Raw genomic sequence first — 16,748 nt, 5'->3', positions numbered from 1 at the left:
TTAAAGTAACATGATTTAAGCCCATACTTATGGTTCTCCTTTGTTAATTTTGGTTTTTGTGGTGAAAAACATATTAACAAATTTCCATTTGTATGGGTGTTTTTATTTTTACTATTTCAAGTTCATTTTACAATCTTCCGTCAAATATAATTCACATCAATTTCAACGACATCAGCTGGGAAAACATTTGTGAATATCATGACTTGAATAAATATGTTCTTGAACATTATGAGAGCGAATCAGAAAATTATTTATTTATAGATGAAGTTCAGATTTGTGAAGGTTTCGAAAAGGCCATAAATTCTCTTCATAATTCAAAGAAATTTCACATTTACATTACTGGTTCAAATGCTTTTCTTTTATCTAGCGATTTGGCGACTCTTTTTACAGGACGAACTTTTGAGATTCCTGTTTTTCCATTTTCTTTTGCAGAGTATAAAACATATTTTGATGGAACTGATAATGAAGCTTTGTTATCTGATTATGTTAAGCAAGGGGGGATGGCAGGCTCTTTTACTTATTCCACAGAACAACAGAAATACGGATACATAAAAGAAGTTTTTTCAGCTCTGATTGTGCGTGACATAAAACAGAAATATAAAATCAGAAATACGGATTTGCTTGAAAAACTCAATAATTTTTTAATGGATAATATTTCGACAGAAGTTTCTACTCAAAAACTTGCAAAGACATTGGTTTCAAATCAACAGAAAGCAAATAACAAAACCATAGGCTCTTATTTGAATTATCTTTGTAATGCCTTTGCTTTTTACAAAGTCCGCCGCTATGACATCCGCGGAAAAAAATATCTTGCAAGCCAGGACAAATATTATCTTGCTGACCATTCTTTCCGCTACGCTATCCTCGGTACAAAAAATATGGACCATGGCAGAGTTTATGAAAACATGGTTTGTATTGAATTGCTGAGAAGAGGCTACGAAGTTTATACTGGTGTTCTCTACAAGAAGGAAATTGATTTTGTTGCAATAAAACAGAGCGAAAAAATCTATATTCAGGTTAGCGATGATATTTCTTCTCCAGAAACTTTTGAACGAGAAGTAGCTCCGCTGTTGAGCATAAAAGATGCTTACCCTAAAGTTTTAATTGCACGGACAAGACACGAGAAATACTTGTATGAAGGAATCAATATAATAAATATTGCAGATTTTCTTTTGGGAAACGCATTGTAAGATTTTAAAACATCACCATAATGCACAAGTTTGCTCTTTGTGCTAGAATCTTGCCATGCGTAAATTTTTCATCTGGGTGAAAGCTCTTTTCAAAAAGGAAATCATGCTTTCCGCGTCGCTTCTTGCGGCAGCTATTTCACTTTTTATCACGCCACCTTCAATCGAACTTCTACATGACATCAACTGGCGCACCCTTGCCACGCTTTTCATGCTTCTTACAGTCCTTGAAGGATTCAAAAGCGAGAACATTTTCGCGCCGCTTCTTAAAAAGACTAAAAATCTTTCGCGAATCAAGACTCTCACCATTTTTTTCGTGTTCTGCGTGTTTTTTTCATCGATGTTCGTCACGAACGATGTGTCTCTGATTATTTTCGTTCCGCTCACGATTATTTTGTTCCGTGCTGGCGGCAAAGAAAAATACATTCTCCCGGTGCTGACTTTTGAGAACATTGCGGCAATCCGTGGCTCTCTTTTGATGCCTTTCGGCAGCCCGCAGAATCTTTTCTTGTATGCAAAAAGCGGGATTTCAACGCCTGAGTTCATCAAGATGATGCTTCCGCTGTGGATTTTTAGTGCTTTTCTTCTATATATATTCATTTCGATTCTGTATCGGAAGGATTCAAAAGAAAAAATTGAGATTCAGGAAGATGTCGTCACAGAGAACAGCCAATTGCACCACAAACGCCGCATTATGTACCAGGTGCTTTTTTTGGTTGTCGTTGCTTCGATTGTCACACGCACGCGCTTTTACCCGGTCGTTCTTGCTTTCGTCTTCATCTCTGTGCTGACAAGTGACCGTAAAATTCTTTTTAAGACAGATTATGTCCTTTTGCTCACATTCTTGTGTTTCTTTACATTCTCGTCATCGATTTGCCGCCATCCTGCAATTTCAGAATTTCTCAAAAACTCAGTCGCCGGTCATGAATATGTATGGAGCATTCTTTTGAGCCAGGTGATTTCTAATGTTCCTGCAAGCATCGTGCTTTATCCGTTCTCAACGAATTTGCGGGCCTTGCTTTACGGCTTGGACAGCGCGGGATTGTGTTCTTTGATTGGAAGTCTTGCGAGCGTAATCAATCTGAGGCTTTACATGCGGGAATATCCGGGAAAATCACTTGCTTTCGTCAAAACTTTTACTTGGATTAGTCTTGCATTCTTTGCGGTGGTTGTTCTTCCGCAGCTTTGGTTGATTAAAGTTCTTCCAAATATGTAAAAATTCTTCAAAAGATATAAAAAAACCGCTTCGGATTGAAGCGGTTTTACTTGATTCAAAATTATTTGTTTTTAGAATCAGCTGCAGCCAATGCCGCGATAAGAGCGTAGTTAGCAGCAAGGCGTTTTGCCTGTTTTTTGCTGTTAGCGCGTGTTGTTTTGTTGCTAGTAAGCGGTCGGAATCTTCGTGCAAGTCTCATGGTATTCTCCTTAAAAAAGTGTACAAAGATTATAACAGAAAAAAGGCTGCCGTATCAAGTGCACGACAGCCTTTGGAAGATAAAAGGTTGCAGGAAAAAAGAAAACCTTTGGCGAAAGGTGGCTTTTGTCCTGCAGTTTTTTTTACTTCAAATTGATAATTGACTTATCGTAGTCTGTTGGTGGAACAAAGCCCATCAAAGTCATGAGTGTTGCTGGCCAGCTAGAGATTCCAAGACCGCTGTTAAGTTCGAGCTCATATTCACCCTTGTATTCAGGGTCATAGATGATGCCTGGAACTGGGTTCAATGAGTGAGATGTCTTTGGCTTTGGTTCGCCATCTGCGCCCATAGCAACTGAACCGTCCTTCTTGTGCTCGTACATGTCGTCTGAGTTTCCGTGGTCAGCTGTAAGACAGAGAATACCGCCTGCCTTTTCAATTGCTGCCTTAAGACGGCCAAGCTGAAGGTCCATACCTTCCATAGAACATACAACAGCGTTGAATACACCAGTGTGTCCAACCATGTCCCCGTTAGGGTAGTTAAGACGGATGTGGTCATATTTTCCGCTTTCAATAGCTTCGATTACCTTGTCAGTAATTTCTGCACACTTCATCCATGGGCGCTGTTCGAATGGAACAACATCAGATGGAACTTCAACATAAGTTTCAAGATTCTTGTCGAACTCACCAGGACGGTTACCGTTGAAGAAGTAAGTAACGTGACCATATTTCTGAGTCTCAGAAATAGCCATAAGATGAACGCCAGTCTTTGTAAGATATTCACCCATTGTGCGGTCAATGCTTGGTGGGTTTACGAGGAACTGAGCCGGCTTGTGGTTATCACCATCGTATTCCATCATACCTGCATATTCAACAGCAGGGCGGCGTACGCGGTCAAAGTGAGGGAAGTTATCCTCTTCGAAAGCAGCAGTAATCTCAAGAGAGCGGTCACCACGGAAGTTGAAGAAGATTACAGAATCGCCGTCAACGATTGGTCCAACAGGCTTTCCGTCTTTAGCAATTACAAACTCGTGCATATCCTGGTCGAGAAGAGCAGAGTTTTCATTGCGGTATGTTTTGATAGCTTCTGTAGCAGATGCGAACTGACGGCCGTCAGCAAGAACATGAGCGTGCCATCCGCGCTCTACCATGCTCCAGTCAGCACCATAGCGGTCCATAGTTATGTACATACGTCCACCGCCGGAAGCAATCTGATAGTCAACATCGCTGAATTCAGCAAGGAATTTTTCAAGAGGTTCAAAATATTCAAGAGCAGATGTAGGAGGAACATCGCGTCCGTCCAAAAGTGCGTGAACGCGGAGAGTCTTAACACCTTCTTTGTGAGCCTGAGTAATCATGCTCTTCAAGTGGTCAATGTGAGAGTGAACGTTACCATCAGAAACAAGACCAATCAGGTGGAAAGTAGTTCCCTTGTCCTGAACATTCTTTACAAGCTTTTTCCAAGTAGCACCTTCAAACATGCTGCCAGAAGAAATAGATTCGCCAACGAGCTTAGCACCCTGAGCAAAAACGCGACCACAACCCATTGCGTTGTGACCAACTTCAGAGTTACCCATATCATCATCTGTTGGAAGGCCAACTGCTGTTCCGTGAGCCTTAAGCTTTGTGTGCGGGCAGTTCTTTGTGAACCAGTCGAGGTACTTCATTTTAGAAGCCTTAACTGCGTCTCCCTCTTCGTACTTACCATATCCAACGCCGTCCATAATTACGAGAACTACAGGACCACGGCGGCCTTTCCAGTTTGGATTTTTTTCCAAAGCATGCATTGTGTCTGCCATAATATCTCCTATAAAAAGTCAAGAAGAATGTTTCAACATTCGATTGACTTTTTAATGCCACTTCGCAATGAAATGAGAAGCGGCAGTTAATGAAGCAAGTTTCCAACGGAAACTTGTCATGATAAAAAGCAGACAATATTTCTGGCTGCTTTTTATCTTTATCTCCTTAAATCAAATAAATAATACAATTTTCCGTCAATTTATACAATGAACAAAAACGCCCCGCGACTACCATTCAAGGAAATCACGGGGCATTTTATTGTGCAAATTGGATTTAGTTTACTAAACCAGCAAAATTTTTATTTCAGCAGGCTGTTGAACAAGTCAAGAACATCCTGTTTTGAAGCATCGCGTGGGTTTCCTGGAGCACAAGCATCCTTAATCGCGCACTCAGCAAGATAATCCAAATCTTCCGGCTTAACGATGTCTTTGAGAGACTGAGGAATGCCGACATCAACAGAAAGCTGGCGAACGGCATCTACAGCGGCCTTTCGATATTCTTCCTGACTCATCTTGTCAACATCTTTTACGCCCATAACGCGTGCAATCTCACGATATTTTTCACCAGAAGCAGGAGCGTTGAATTCCATGACAGTCGGAAGCAAAATTGCACAGGCAACGCCATGAGGAGTGTCATAGAAAGCACTCAAAGTGTGAGCCATTGCATGGTCGATTCCAAGTCCGACATTTGAGAAGCCCATTCCTGCGATGTACTGACCAAGAGCCATTTCCTCGCGGCCTTTTGCATCGCCTTTGACAGAAGCACGGAGCGAGCGGCCGATGATTTCGATTGCCTTCAAGTGCATCATGTCTGTCATTTCCCAGGCAGCCTTTGTGATGTAACCTTCTATTGCGTGTGTAAGAGCGTCCATGCCTGTTGAAGCGGCGAGTTTTGCCGGCATTGACATCATCATGTCAGGGTCAACGAAAGCTACGAGCGGAATATCATGAACATCGACACAGACAAATTTTCGCTTTGCCTGAACATCCGTAATTACATAGTTAATTGTTACTTCTGCGGCAGTTCCAGAAGTTGTAGGAACTGCAAGAATTGGAAGACAAGCATTCTTTGTAGCAGCAACACCTTCAAGAGAGCGTACATCGGCAAATTCCGGGTTAGTCATAATGATGCCGACAGCTTTTGCAGTGTCCATTGAAGAGCCACCGCCAATTGCGATGATGTAATCAGCACCAGCTTTTTTACAAGCCTCGACACCAGCCGTTACATTCTCTACAGGTGGATTTGGTTTGATGTCGGAATAAACTTCATAAGAAAGCCCCGCTTTGTCCAAAACATCAGTAACTTTTTTTGTAACGCCGAATTTAATCAGGTCAGGGTCAGTGCAGACGAAAGCCTTTTTCCAGCCATGAGACTTAGCCTCATTAACGATTTCATTGATTGCACCTTTTCCGTGATAAGATGTCTGATTCAGCGTGATTCTGTTTGCCATTTTGTAATACCTCCATGAAACACGATATATACCATGTTTTATAGATATAGTATTAACCCACTTTCTTATTTTTGCAAGAAAAATTTATCTGATATTATCTCGGCCGCCTTTCATCGCGACTTTTGCCTTGTACATTTCTTCGTCGGCACGGCCAAAAACAGACTGGAAATCGGCATCTTTTTGCGGCTCATAAATTGCCATACCAGAAGCAAGTGAAATTTTCTCGAAAGCCTCGTTCTTTTCGGCGACAGGAACATCCATTTCCATGCGAAGTTTTGTAAGAAGCTCGGCTCGGTTTTCAAAATCCCTGCCTTTTAGAATCACCACGAATTCATCGCCACCAATTCGATAGACAGTGCTAAATGTGAAATTCTTCATAATCAGATTGCATGAGCATTTTATGAGCAAGTCACCTGCCTTGTGTCCGAAATTGTCGTTCATAGGCTTAAGGTCGTTCACATCAAAAACAATCACACCGAAATCAAATTTTTCGCCATTCTTTTTTGAAGCCTGGATTTTTGAATTCAATTCGTCGCGGGCATCAATGAAAGACCGTTTATTTTTGGCACCTGTCATCGCATCGAGATAAGCAAGTCCATTTATATAATCAAACTGCCGCTTCAAAGATTTTGCCATGAAAGAGAAATTTCCAATCAACTCGCCGACTTCATCAGAACTGCGGAAATCAAAATCAACATCATAATTTCCGGCGATAATATTCCTTGCGCAAACCGAAAGTTTTTTGAGTGGCCGGGTGAATCTTCCAGAAACCCAAACGCTCCACAACGAGACAATAAGTGAAATCGCAAGAACAGAAATTATCAGGCTGTAAATAAGTCTTGTCCTGTCACGGTCAATCTCACTTGCTGGAACGCTTACGACGAGCCTCATTCCGTTGCGGATATTTTTGTAAAGCATCCGGTAAGTCGTTTTTTTGTTCTTGTACTCGTAGAATTCTGAATTTATTTCCTTGTGAGAAATCAGCTTGAAATTCTTGTTCGTGCCGAAAAGATGCGTGCCGGCAGGAATCGAGCGGTGATAGACAATCTCAAAATCTTCGTCCGTGAGGAAAGCATAGCCTGTATCGTAGATTGTGATTGAATTGACCAGCGAAGCGATGTCATCAAAATCAATGTCCATGCCTACGACAGCAAAAAATTTTCCATCTTTATAGACCGGCAATCCGTAAGAAATAACATATTCGTTGAAATCATCATTATAATACGGCCTTGTCCAGAATCCTTTCTCCAGCTGCCGTGCCATATAGTACCAGCTGTTATCGACCGAAGATTCATAAAAAGGAAAATCGTTGAGAGAGTCCTGAATGAATTCACCATCTTTTTTGCGCCAGAGAATGCTCGTAACACCGTCAGTCAGCTCCGGGGCAAAACGCACATAGACCGCAAGAGCCGGCTCCGTACAATTTGAAATATAAAAGGCAATATCCTCAAGCCGTGCGATATATTTTGAAAGCCGCTCCTTTTCACGAAGAATGCCCAAATCATTCAGGTTGTCAGAAACATAGTATGAAAGGACTTTTGATGACTGCTCGATGTCGGAGAACATTGCATTAAGGCCTTCCGTCTGGCCCTGTGCCATCAAATCAAGAATCTGGGCGGAACTTTTTTTGACAGCCGTGTTCGACCAGAAGATTCCGAATCCACCGATGATTGCAGAAGCCATGATGATACCAGAGAGAACGATGAAAAATACCTGAAACTTGATTGTCTTCATTTTTAAGCTCTGTCAGTTCCGAACATTCTAATGAGTTTTCGCCTGCAAGAGAAGTACGCCGGAACAAGAAAAGCATCGGCGAGCACCCACGCCAAAGGACTTGCAAGACAGGCTCCCTGGAATCCGAAGAGCGGAACGAAGATGATTCCGATTACGCCGCGACCGATAAGTTCGAACACACCGGCAAAAATTGCGAGCCGTGAAAATCCCATTCCCTGAATCATAAAGCGCACGACATTGACCAAAGTCAGAAGCCAGTAAGTAATTCCATTCGCCATGAGGAAATAGAACACATGCTTTACGACAAAGGCAGTTGTCTCAGGAGTTTCAGTTTTGCTGATAAAGAGGATTGCAAGATTGTCGTTGAAGAAGAAAAGAATCAAAACCGCTACGACAGACCATGCGAATCCAATCATACAGCCCCAGAAAAGCCCCGGATTGAGCCGGTCGATTTTTTGTGCGCCGACATTCTGACCGCCGTAAGTTGCCATTGTTGTTCCGAGGGCATCAAAAGGCGTTGAGAAGAAAATACTGATTTTTTGAGCCGTGACCATCGAAGCGACATAAACCGAGCCGAGAACATTTACCGCGCTCTGCAGGATTACGCTTCCGATTGCCGTGATTGAATACTGCAAGCCCATCGGAACACCGATTCCAAGAAGAGCCAGCATTTTTTTGCCAGAAGCAACTTTGTCTTCTTTTTTGAGGCGAAGGACTTCAAATTTTGCCTTCATGTAGAAATAGCAGAGGATGCCAGAAAATCCCTGAGAAATGACAGTCGCATAAGCCGCGCCAGGAATTCCAAGTTTGAATACAGCGATGAAAAGCAGGTCGAGCACGATGTTGAGGCAGGCCGAAATCATCAGGAAGTAAAGCGGAGTCTTTGAGTCGCCGACAGAACGGATGATGCCAGAAAGTATATTATAGAAGAAAGCGACAGGAATTCCCGCGAGAATAATCACGAAGTAAGAATAGGCCATGTCCAAAACATTCTCAGGAGTTTTGAGAGCTACAAGCATCTGACGGCAAAAAATCACGGAAAGGCTCGTAATCACGACGGAGAAAATAATGACCAGAATCCACGAATTGAAAATAAACTGCCGCATCGAGCCGTAATCGCCCGCCCCGAAACGCTGAGCCACAGGAATTGCAAAGCCGGAACAGATTCCCATGCAGAAACCGATGATGAAAAAGTTGAGGCTGCCGGTTGAGCCGACTGCAGCAAGTGCATCAACGCCCAAAAACTGCCCGACGATGATTGTGTCAACAAGGTTGTAGAACTGCTGGAAGAGATAGCCGAAAAATACCGGAACCGCAAAACTGAAGATAATTTTGAGCGGATGTCCAATAGTTAAATCTTTTGTCATGAATAAAACTCCGATTTTACGATATCGAAAATCTCGCGTTCATGCGGATCCTCAAAACTGAAATTCTCTGCCTGTGTAAAGCATAGCACATTATGGCTTTCGATTTCCTTAAAAAACGGCATAAATTCCTGACAATTCTGCTCAAAATAAAGCCAGCAAAGAAGATAGATGAACTGACCGCCCTGAGTGTAACTGGCCTTCTCCGCCAAAGGAGAATAAAGCTCCACATTTTTGATGTGGGTCGTACCGATTTCATCCTGATTTTCCTTGTCGATGTCCATGCAGGATTTGTAGAGATTGTAGGCTTTTAAAAGATTCTGCTCATCCTTGTCGATGGAAACTGCACGGTCAGACTGTTCGCCAAGAGCCTCGAAGGGCGCGCGGAAAATTTTGTAAGTGGAGACGACTGAGACACGCAATTTTTCGCCGCGTTCACGAAGTTTTTCTTCAAAATACTCATTTTTTGCCTTTTGAGGTGAAGGAGCGCGCACGGCATCCGGTGACTTATTGAACCTGGACAATTTTTGAGAAAAAGTGCTGAAAACTTCGGCAATGTTCTGTGTCATAACTGATTCCTGTTTAACATTTCTGATTTTTACTATAACATACCTTACGAGGAAAATCACCATGAAAAAAACTAACGCCATGCGAATTCTTGACGGACTCAAGATTAAATATGAAACTCTTTCTTACGATGATGACGGAGAACATGAACTTTCCAGAGGTGCAGCAGGACAGACCGCTGCAAAACTTGGAATAAATCCCGCGGCTTGTTTTAAGACCATCGTAATGCGAAGCGAATCCAAGCAGGTTTTCGTTTTCTGCCAGAGCGCGGAGCATGAAATTAACCTCAAAAAAGCACGAAATGCCTGCGGAGCAAAAGAAATAAATCCCGTAAAACCAGAAGAATTGCTTGCGCTGACAGGCTATGTCCGTGGCGGATGCTCACCTCTCGGTATGAAAAAGAAATTTCCGACTTTTATCGATGAATCTGCACTTTCGCATGAAAAGATTTATGTGAGCGCGGGAATGCGCGGAGAACAAATTGCACTTGCACCGCAGGATTTGATAAAGGCTTGTGACGCCGAAGCAGTTGATTTGATTTTGGAACAGTAAATGCCGCGCCAGGGTATGGAGCAGTGGCAAAGCCAGTGCCAAAGGCACCGAGGGTGACCGAGCTGCGGAACACCCTGAGGCCTTTGATTGCGCCATGATAAAAATTAGAGGTTGTCTGGAATTGTGATTCCGATTGCTGCTGCTGTATCTTTGTTATAAGAGAAATCGAATTTTTCGAGATATTCGATTGGCATATCAGCCGGATTTGCATTTTCTGCAAGAACTTTTACAGCCTGTTTTGCAGTGAGTTTTCCAAGCTCGTAGTAGTTGATTCCGTAAGTTGCCAGACCGCCAGAAACGACCATGCCGTCCTCACCGCAGATTGTAGGGATTTTTGCGTCGTTTGCAACCATTGCGACATTTGCGATACCAGCTGCGAGCATGTTGTCTGTCGGGATGTAGAATGCGTCAACTTTGCCGACCAGGCTCTGTGTTACCTGCTGGATTTCGTTTGAGTTTGAAACTGAACCTTCGATGAACTCAAGGCCGTTTGCTTTGCAAGCTTCCTTTGCGATATTAATCTGGAAGATTGAGTTTGCTTCGCTTGAGCAGTAAAGAAGACCTACAGTTTTTGCAGTTGGAACGATTTTTTTGAGAAGAGAAATCTGAGCGGCAACTGGTGTGAGGTCAGATGTTCCAGAAACATTTGTCTCCGGCTTTTTGTTTGATTTTACGAGTTTTGCTGTTTCCGGGTCAGTTACGGCTGTAACGAGGATCGGGATTTTTTTTGTAAGGTTTGCCACAGCCTGTGCAGCCGGCGTTGCGATTGCGAAAATGAGGTTGTCTTTGTCGTTTACGAATTTGTTTGCGATTGTGACACAGTTTGCCTGCTCGCCCTGTGCGTTCTGATAATCAATAACGATGTTCTCACCGTTTTTGTAGCCTGCCTCAGCGAGACCGTCAACGAAGCCCTGATAGCTTTTATCGAGAGCCGGATGCTCAACAAGCTGGATTACACCAATTTTGATTTTGCTGTCTTTTTCTTTGCAGCCAGAGAAAATACATGCAGCAACAAGAATTGAAACAGCGACCGAAAGAAGTTTTTTCATTTGAATGCTCCTAGTTTTCAAGAATGGGTTAAGTTTATAACATAATCACGATTCTATCAATAGAGTCAAAAAACAGATTTTGGCCACAGTTTTTGCAATTTTGACCGCCGAATTTTAATTTTCCGGCTATTTTTTCTTAATTTCGCTCACGAAAAGACCTGCGATTGTAAGAACGGCACCGATTGCGCCCATCAAAGAAATTTTTTCGCCCAATGCAAAGAAAGCGAAGATAATCGTGACGACTGGAATCAGGTAAATTCCGACTGTCGCACGAACAGTTCCGAGCTTTTCACAGGCAATGTTCCAGGCCGCAAAGCAGAATGCGCTCGCCCCAAGCCCCAAAAAGCAAAGATTGAGCCAGTTCAGCGGATTGGCGAAACGAGCCTTATTGAAAGCAGAGTCAAGAATCACGGAAATATTATTGATTTCAGAAGGAAGTGAGCCGCCGTGCTTTAAAAGCGAGTAAATGCCAATCGGAAGCATGAAAATAAGCGCCCAGTGGAAAACCCGCCGCGTGACAATAATCGTGTCAAAGCCAAGCCTGTTGATTTTCGCGATGCAAAGTGAATAAAATCCCCACGAAACAGCCGCCGCAAGTGCAAGAAAATCGCCTTTCGGGCTGAGATGGAATTCGACAACGCCGTTAAAGCTGACCAGAGCCACGCCAAAAATCGCAAGCAAAAATCCGATGTTGAAAAAAACCGTGAGATGACGCTCCTTGAAGAAAACCTGCATGAAAAGAGCCGTGAACATGGGGCAGATTGAAACGATAACGCTGACATTTGACGCACTCGTGTAAGAAATGGCCATATTTTCCATGAACTGATAGGCCGTAACGCCGGAAAGCCCCGCAAAAGCAAAATAAAGCTCATGTTTTTTGTTGGCAAGGTGAAGCCTGTGAGGTTTTGAAATCCATAAAGCGATGTATGCAAGCACGAAACGAAGAAGCAAGATTTCATAAGACGAAAACGAACGCAGAAGATATTTTGTGCAGACGAAAGTGATTCCCCAAAGGAAAACTGAAACTGATGCGAAGAAAAGCCCTGCAAGCTTTGGATTTTTTGTCATGCGGAGATTGTAGCAGAAAGGAAGAAAATTGAAAACGGAAAGTGGAAAGTCTCTCGTCCTCAAGTTACCGAATTTTCGGTGCGTAAAACTCACTAGTTTTTTTTACTATACGACATGATATAAGAAATTACATCTAAGGAGTTTTACAATGAAAAAACTTTTCAAAACATTGGTCGTGCTCGCTTCTGTCGTGGCACTTGGATTCGGATTCGCATCTTGCGAAAACAATGATGATGACAGCACACCAGCTGTCGCTTTAGCAGGCGCAGGTGGTGCAACTGGCAAATACAATTGCAATGGCACAGGCGTACATACAATCGACGGAACTGTTGTTGCCAAATACAAAGGAATATATACAAATTTAAGCTGGACTAGAAAAACTACTACTAACTATGATTATGTTCTCACATTCTACCAAAAAGATGGCACAAACTTATAAAAAAGATGGTGATGTTGATGCTAACGGTGAGCGTATAGAACATGATGCTAGCTGGTGGCTTGCTAACGGCGACCTCAGCCATTATATCATTACTATTTCTGAAGGGAAAATAAGTGCGCCTGTAAATTCTGTAATTTTGCACTGTAAGTATCCTTATGAGCCTACTGGATTAGACGGCCTTCGCCTTTATCGTCAATAAGTACGAGTGAAAGTCAATTCAAAAGCAATACTGGCGGGCAATTCCGCCGGTGTGTAAAACAAATAAACCGCCATACAATTTTCGTACATGGCGGTTGCTTTTTTGCCCGCTAAAATTTTTCCACTTCTTCAAGTGTTGGCAATGCAGGGATTGCGCCACGGCGGGTCACGCAGATTGAAGCCACGGTGTTCGCAAAGTTCAAATCTTTTTCAAGATTGTCCTTCGTAAAATCAATCGGATTCTCTCGGCGTGTGAGGCGATACAACATTCCGCCAGTGAAGCTGTCACCGGCTCCTGTTGTGTCCACAACCTTAACGCTCTTACAGCCCACGGTTCCGCTGACTCGGCTTCCGTCTGGCAATTTTGCGGCATAGTAAACGCCTTTTGGTCCAAGAGTTATCATCGCAAGGCGTGGTCCCAAGTCAAGAATCATGTTTCCGCCATCTTTGGCACTTGTCTCAGAGCCAAAAAGAAGGGCAAGCTCTTCGTCACTCACCTTAACTGTGTCAGCGAGCGGGAAAATGCTTTTCATCAAATCAATAGCATCAGTTCTGCCCTTCCACAAGTTTGCTCGGTAGTTCGGGTCGTAGGAAATAAGTCCGCCAGCCTTTTTTACGATGTCGATTGCCGCAAGGGTCGCCGATTTTGCAGGCTCGTCAGTGAGCGAGAGAGAGCCGATGTGGAAAATTCGTGCATTTTTGAGCATTTCTTCGTCCAAGTCTTCCGGACGAATCTGAGTGTCCGCGCCAGGGTTTCGGCAGAAAGAAAAATGTCGTTCGCCGCTTTGATCAAGGCTCACGAATGCAAGTGTCGTGTGCTGGCTGTCGCAGTAACACATTCCGCTCGTGTCTACATGGATTTCTTCAAGAACATGGCGCACATCCTCTCCAAAGCTGTCGCGGCCAGTCATGCCGATGAAAGCCCCCTTGCCGCCGAGCTTGGCTACGGCACTGACGCAGTTTGCAGGCGCACCGCCGGGATTTTCTTCATAAAGTTTTTTGCCGTCGGCATTTGTGCCTGCGAAAGTAAAATCAATCAAAATCTCGCCCAAGGCTACGACATCATATTTTTTCATAAAATCTCCTACTAAATTTTGACACGGATGAACACAGATTACGAAGATTTTTCATCTGTGCAATCTGTGAAATCTGTGGTTTATTTAAAATAACGCTATCAGTTTTTCGTAAGTCAGTTCCGCGGTGGTTGCAAGGCGTAAATCAGCGGCAGGAAGAGCGACCGTACTTTCGATACCGACAGCTTTCATTCCAGCCTTTTTGATTGCCTTGATCCCGGACTCAGCATCCTCTACGCCAACGCAATCCGTGTACCAGACACCGCATTTTTCGGCGGCTTCGAGGAACAAATCCGGCTCAGGCTTTGCTTTCTGCACTTTTGCGGCATCAGCTATCGCACAGAAATATTCACTGATTCCAAGCCGCTCCAGGATTGCGGGCGCATTTTTGCTGCTTGAAGCGAGCGCGGCTTTGATTCCGTTTGCTTTCAAATCTTCGAGCAACTTTTTAATCCCAGGAAGAATGTCCTTTTCGGAAAGCGTTTCGAGGGATTTTTTGTAAATCTCGTTTTTCTTGGTACACCAGAGAGCCTTTTTTTCTGCGCTCCACTCTACGCCGTTTTCTTTGAGAATCACTTCAAGTGAAGCCTCACGAGAAATTCCCAAAAGTTTTTTGTTCATGTTCTCGTCGAACTTCAAGTCCTCTTCTTCGGCCATAGCTTTCCATGCCTTAAAATGAAGAGGAGCCGTGTCCGTAACAACGCCGTCCAAGTCAAAAAGGACCGCACCGAGTTTTTGTTTGAGAGAGAAAGATTTTTTCTCTCCGGCTTTCAAAGTGAATTTTTCGTTACGATGAGAAAGTTCAAGAGAGCCTCCCTCATGCAAAGAATAAACGGCCTGGGACTGAGAAAGCGTGACATCGAGAATCGAGCCGTGAATCGCCAGTGAGAATGAAAGCTTTTTCCATTCTTTTGGAAGATGGGGATTAAAAGAATATTCTCCGCCATAATCCTCAAAGCCCGCGAATCCGTAGACCACGCTCATCCAGCTTCCAGCCATGCAGGCTGTGTGAATTCCGTCGCGGCTGTTTCCATTCACGTCATCAATGTCCATTCGCACAGTCTTGTTGAAGTAATCAAGTGCTTTTTCGTCGTTGCCGGTCTGAGCGGCCATAATGCTCATGATGCAGTGAGAAAGAGACGAATCGCCCGTGGTGTATTTTTCGTAAAAGTCAAAGTTCCGGATTTTCTCGGCAAGAGTAAAACGCCTGCTGAGCAAGAACTGAGCCAGAACCAAATCAGGCTGCTTAAGGACACGATGACGGTAAATCACGAGCGGATGATAATGAAGCAAAAGCGGGTAATTTGATCGCGGTGTGTGCTCAAAATCCCAGTCCGCCTTGTCCATGAAGCTGTCATCCTGCGGATAAATGCCGTGCTCCTTGTCAAACGGAATGTACATGTTCTTGGCAATGTTCTTCCATTCGCTTTTTTCGGACTCGCTTGCGCGCGAGCCAGCCCGCTTCGCCGAGATTTCAAGATTCTCGCGCGCCATGAGATTTGTGAAAGCGTTGTTGTTTACGATTGCCGTGTATTCGTCCGGGCCTGTGACATCGTTTATTACGAATTTGCCGCCCTTGCTTGGAGCAAAACTTCCGAGTGAAGCCCACATTCTTGCAGTCTCAGCAGACATTTCTTCGACAGCCTTTTTATCGAATCCCAAGTCGTTTTCGTGAGCATTCAAGAATCTGTTGAGGGCAAAAATTATGTCCGCATTGATGTGATACTGAGCCGTGCCAGCCGGGAAGTACGCACTTGTTTCTTCGCCGGAAATTGTTCGCCACGGATAAAGCGCGCCTTTCAAGCTCATGACTTTTGCGCGTTCTTTTGCATTGTCCAAAATCGATGCGCGGTATTCAAGCAATTTCTTTGCGACATTTGGTGCCGTGTAAGTGAAAACAGGGCAGACATAGCTTTCGGTGTCCCAGAAGAAGTGCCCCTCGTAGCCTTCACTGGTCAAGCCCTTCGCCGCAATGCTGACTTTGCCGTTCCGCCCTGCACTCTGCAAGAGGTGGAAAAGATTGAAGTGAAGAGCTTCCTGCAATGAAGATTTGTTTGAATCGGCTGATTCTGATTCATTTTCTTCTATATTAATAGCGGCTGCTTTCCAGAAATCAGCAAGGAAATCAGCCTGTTCTTTTGCAATTTTTTCAAAGCCCAAAGAAGCGAACTCGTCACACTCTTTCAAAGTATTCTCATGGAGTTTTTCGAGCGTAATTTCATCTTCTTTGGCATGACAATAAGTAATATATTTCGTGAGGGTAAAAGATTTTCCTTTTGGAAGAGTGAACTCCGCCCCATAAGACGGAATAAAAAGTGAAATTTCAGGAATGTGAGCAGCCCCGCCGCCCTGCCAGTCAATGTGCTTACCGTCAACTTCAAGATTATCAATTGTACAGCCAGCCAAAAGAAGCCCGGAATTTTCTGTATGTGCAATAAAAGAAAGTCTTTCAAATTTATAAGTTTCGTCGATTACGAGTGGCAGATGCTTAAACTTCGCCCCGATTCGCGGGTCTTCCTCTGCAAGAATATTCCCGGTCTCGGTGTCGATGCATGTTGCCACAGCAATTTTTTCGTCTTTTTCAGAAGTGTTCGTGACCGTATAGCGGATTACGGCACAATTTTCGTGTGCAAAGGAAACAAGCCTCTCGCTCACCAGGCTTACAGAAGAATCGCCGCCCTTCCAGTCAGTGTAACGCGTGAGGATTCCTTTTTCTTCGTCAAGTTCCAGTTTGAATGAAGTGACATTCTCCCCCAAACCGAAGAGTTTTTTGTCAACGCGAAGTTCAATCCGCTTTGGGTCAGGAAGATTTAAGATCGTCTCGTGATTTTTTGCATAACCGTAAGCGGTCTC

Annotated in this window: 15 protein-coding genes; 5 read left to right on the top strand and 10 right to left on the bottom strand. The window is 43.7% G+C overall.

The window, feature by feature from the left end; genetic code table 11:
* Positions 1 to 92 precede the first annotated feature (92 nt).
* A complete protein-coding gene (locus IJJ71_RS03825; RefSeq protein ID WP_296845411.1) occupies positions 93 to 1,190 on the top strand; it encodes an ATP-binding protein in 1,098 nt (365 codons plus the stop codon).
* 55 nt (positions 1,191 to 1,245) lie between these two features.
* Positions 1,246 to 2,403 carry an SLC13 family permease gene (locus IJJ71_RS03820; RefSeq protein ID WP_296845410.1) on the top strand — a complete coding sequence of 386 codons (1,158 nt, stop codon included), beginning with the start codon at positions 1,246 to 1,248 and terminating at the stop codon, positions 2,401 to 2,403.
* 61 nt (positions 2,404 to 2,464) lie between these two features.
* On the opposite strand, the gene IJJ71_RS03815 is transcribed toward IJJ71_RS03820, so the two are convergent.
* The 6 genes from IJJ71_RS03815 to IJJ71_RS03790 all read right to left on the bottom strand — a co-directional run bounded on the left by IJJ71_RS03815 (position 2,465) and on the right by IJJ71_RS03790 (position 9,518).
* Positions 2,465 to 2,602, bottom strand: a complete 138-nt coding sequence (locus tag IJJ71_RS03815) for a hypothetical protein (RefSeq protein ID WP_296845409.1) — start codon at positions 2,600 to 2,602, stop codon at positions 2,465 to 2,467.
* Between the two features lie 142 nt (positions 2,603 to 2,744).
* Positions 2,745 to 4,400 (bottom strand): 2,3-bisphosphoglycerate-independent phosphoglycerate mutase, encoded by a 1,656-nt coding sequence (gene gpmI, locus IJJ71_RS03810; protein WP_296845408.1) that lies wholly within the window; start codon positions 4,398 to 4,400, stop codon positions 2,745 to 2,747.
* A gap of 299 nt (positions 4,401 to 4,699) precedes the next feature.
* Positions 4,700 to 5,851, bottom strand: a complete 1,152-nt coding sequence (gene fucO, locus IJJ71_RS03805) for a lactaldehyde reductase (RefSeq protein ID WP_296845407.1) — start codon at positions 5,849 to 5,851, stop codon at positions 4,700 to 4,702.
* Positions 5,852 to 5,935: 84 nt separating this feature from the next.
* Positions 5,936 to 7,585, bottom strand: coding sequence for a sensor domain-containing diguanylate cyclase (locus IJJ71_RS03800; RefSeq protein ID WP_296845406.1), 1,650 nt, complete (start codon positions 7,583 to 7,585; stop codon positions 5,936 to 5,938).
* A 2-nt stretch (positions 7,586 to 7,587) separates the two neighbouring features.
* Positions 7,588 to 8,952 (bottom strand): MATE family efflux transporter, encoded by a 1,365-nt coding sequence (locus tag IJJ71_RS03795; protein ID WP_296845405.1) that lies wholly within the window; start codon positions 8,950 to 8,952, stop codon positions 7,588 to 7,590.
* The gene (locus IJJ71_RS03790; protein ID WP_296845404.1) at positions 8,949 to 9,518 is read right to left on the bottom strand and encodes a hypothetical protein; all 570 of its coding nucleotides are present in this window, start codon (positions 9,516 to 9,518) and stop codon (positions 8,949 to 8,951) included. Before IJJ71_RS03790 ends, IJJ71_RS03795 begins: the two co-directional genes overlap by 4 nt.
* Positions 9,519 to 9,579: 61 nt before the next feature.
* Between IJJ71_RS03790 and ybaK the strand changes: the two genes are divergently transcribed.
* On the top strand, positions 9,580 to 10,068 hold the full coding sequence (ybaK, locus tag IJJ71_RS03785) for a Cys-tRNA(Pro) deacylase (RefSeq protein WP_296845403.1): 489 nt from the start codon (positions 9,580 to 9,582) through the stop codon (positions 10,066 to 10,068).
* 104 nt (positions 10,069 to 10,172) lie between these two features.
* On the opposite strand, the gene IJJ71_RS03780 is transcribed toward ybaK, so the two are convergent.
* Positions 10,173 to 11,117, bottom strand: a complete 945-nt coding sequence (locus IJJ71_RS03780; RefSeq protein WP_296845402.1) for an ABC transporter substrate-binding protein — start codon at positions 11,115 to 11,117, stop codon at positions 10,173 to 10,175.
* Positions 11,118 to 11,243: 126 nt separating this feature from the next.
* Positions 11,244 to 12,185: a DMT family transporter gene (locus IJJ71_RS03775; RefSeq protein WP_296845401.1), complete on the bottom strand. Its 942-nt coding sequence runs from the start codon at positions 12,183 to 12,185 to the stop codon at positions 11,244 to 11,246.
* 148 nt (positions 12,186 to 12,333) lie between these two features.
* Here IJJ71_RS03775 and IJJ71_RS03770 point away from each other — a divergent pair, with 148 nt between their 5' ends.
* Entirely contained in the window at positions 12,334 to 12,624 is a 291-nt protein-coding gene (locus IJJ71_RS03770) for a hypothetical protein (RefSeq protein ID WP_296845400.1), read from the top strand.
* The gene (locus IJJ71_RS03765) at positions 12,608 to 12,823 is read left to right on the top strand and encodes a hypothetical protein (RefSeq protein WP_296845399.1); all 216 of its coding nucleotides are present in this window, start codon (positions 12,608 to 12,610) and stop codon (positions 12,821 to 12,823) included. Before IJJ71_RS03770 ends, IJJ71_RS03765 begins: the two co-directional genes overlap by 17 nt.
* Positions 12,824 to 12,932: 109 nt before the next feature.
* Here the strand turns inward: IJJ71_RS03765 and IJJ71_RS03760 are convergent, their stop codons facing one another.
* Positions 12,933 to 13,898 (bottom strand): PfkB family carbohydrate kinase, encoded by a 966-nt coding sequence (locus IJJ71_RS03760; protein ID WP_296845398.1) that lies wholly within the window; start codon positions 13,896 to 13,898, stop codon positions 12,933 to 12,935.
* 84 nt (positions 13,899 to 13,982) lie between these two features.
* On the bottom strand, positions 13,983 to 16,748 hold a 2,766-nt coding region (gene pgmB, locus IJJ71_RS03755), incomplete at its 5' end, for a beta-phosphoglucomutase (RefSeq protein WP_296845397.1).

It is taken from the genome of Treponema sp., assembly GCF_017430385.1.
In the GTDB taxonomy this organism is placed as follows: domain Bacteria; phylum Spirochaetota; class Spirochaetia; order Treponematales; family Treponemataceae; genus Treponema_D.
Note: the sequence above shows the minus strand (reverse complement) of the source record. Positions and strands in the feature narration are given on the sequence as shown.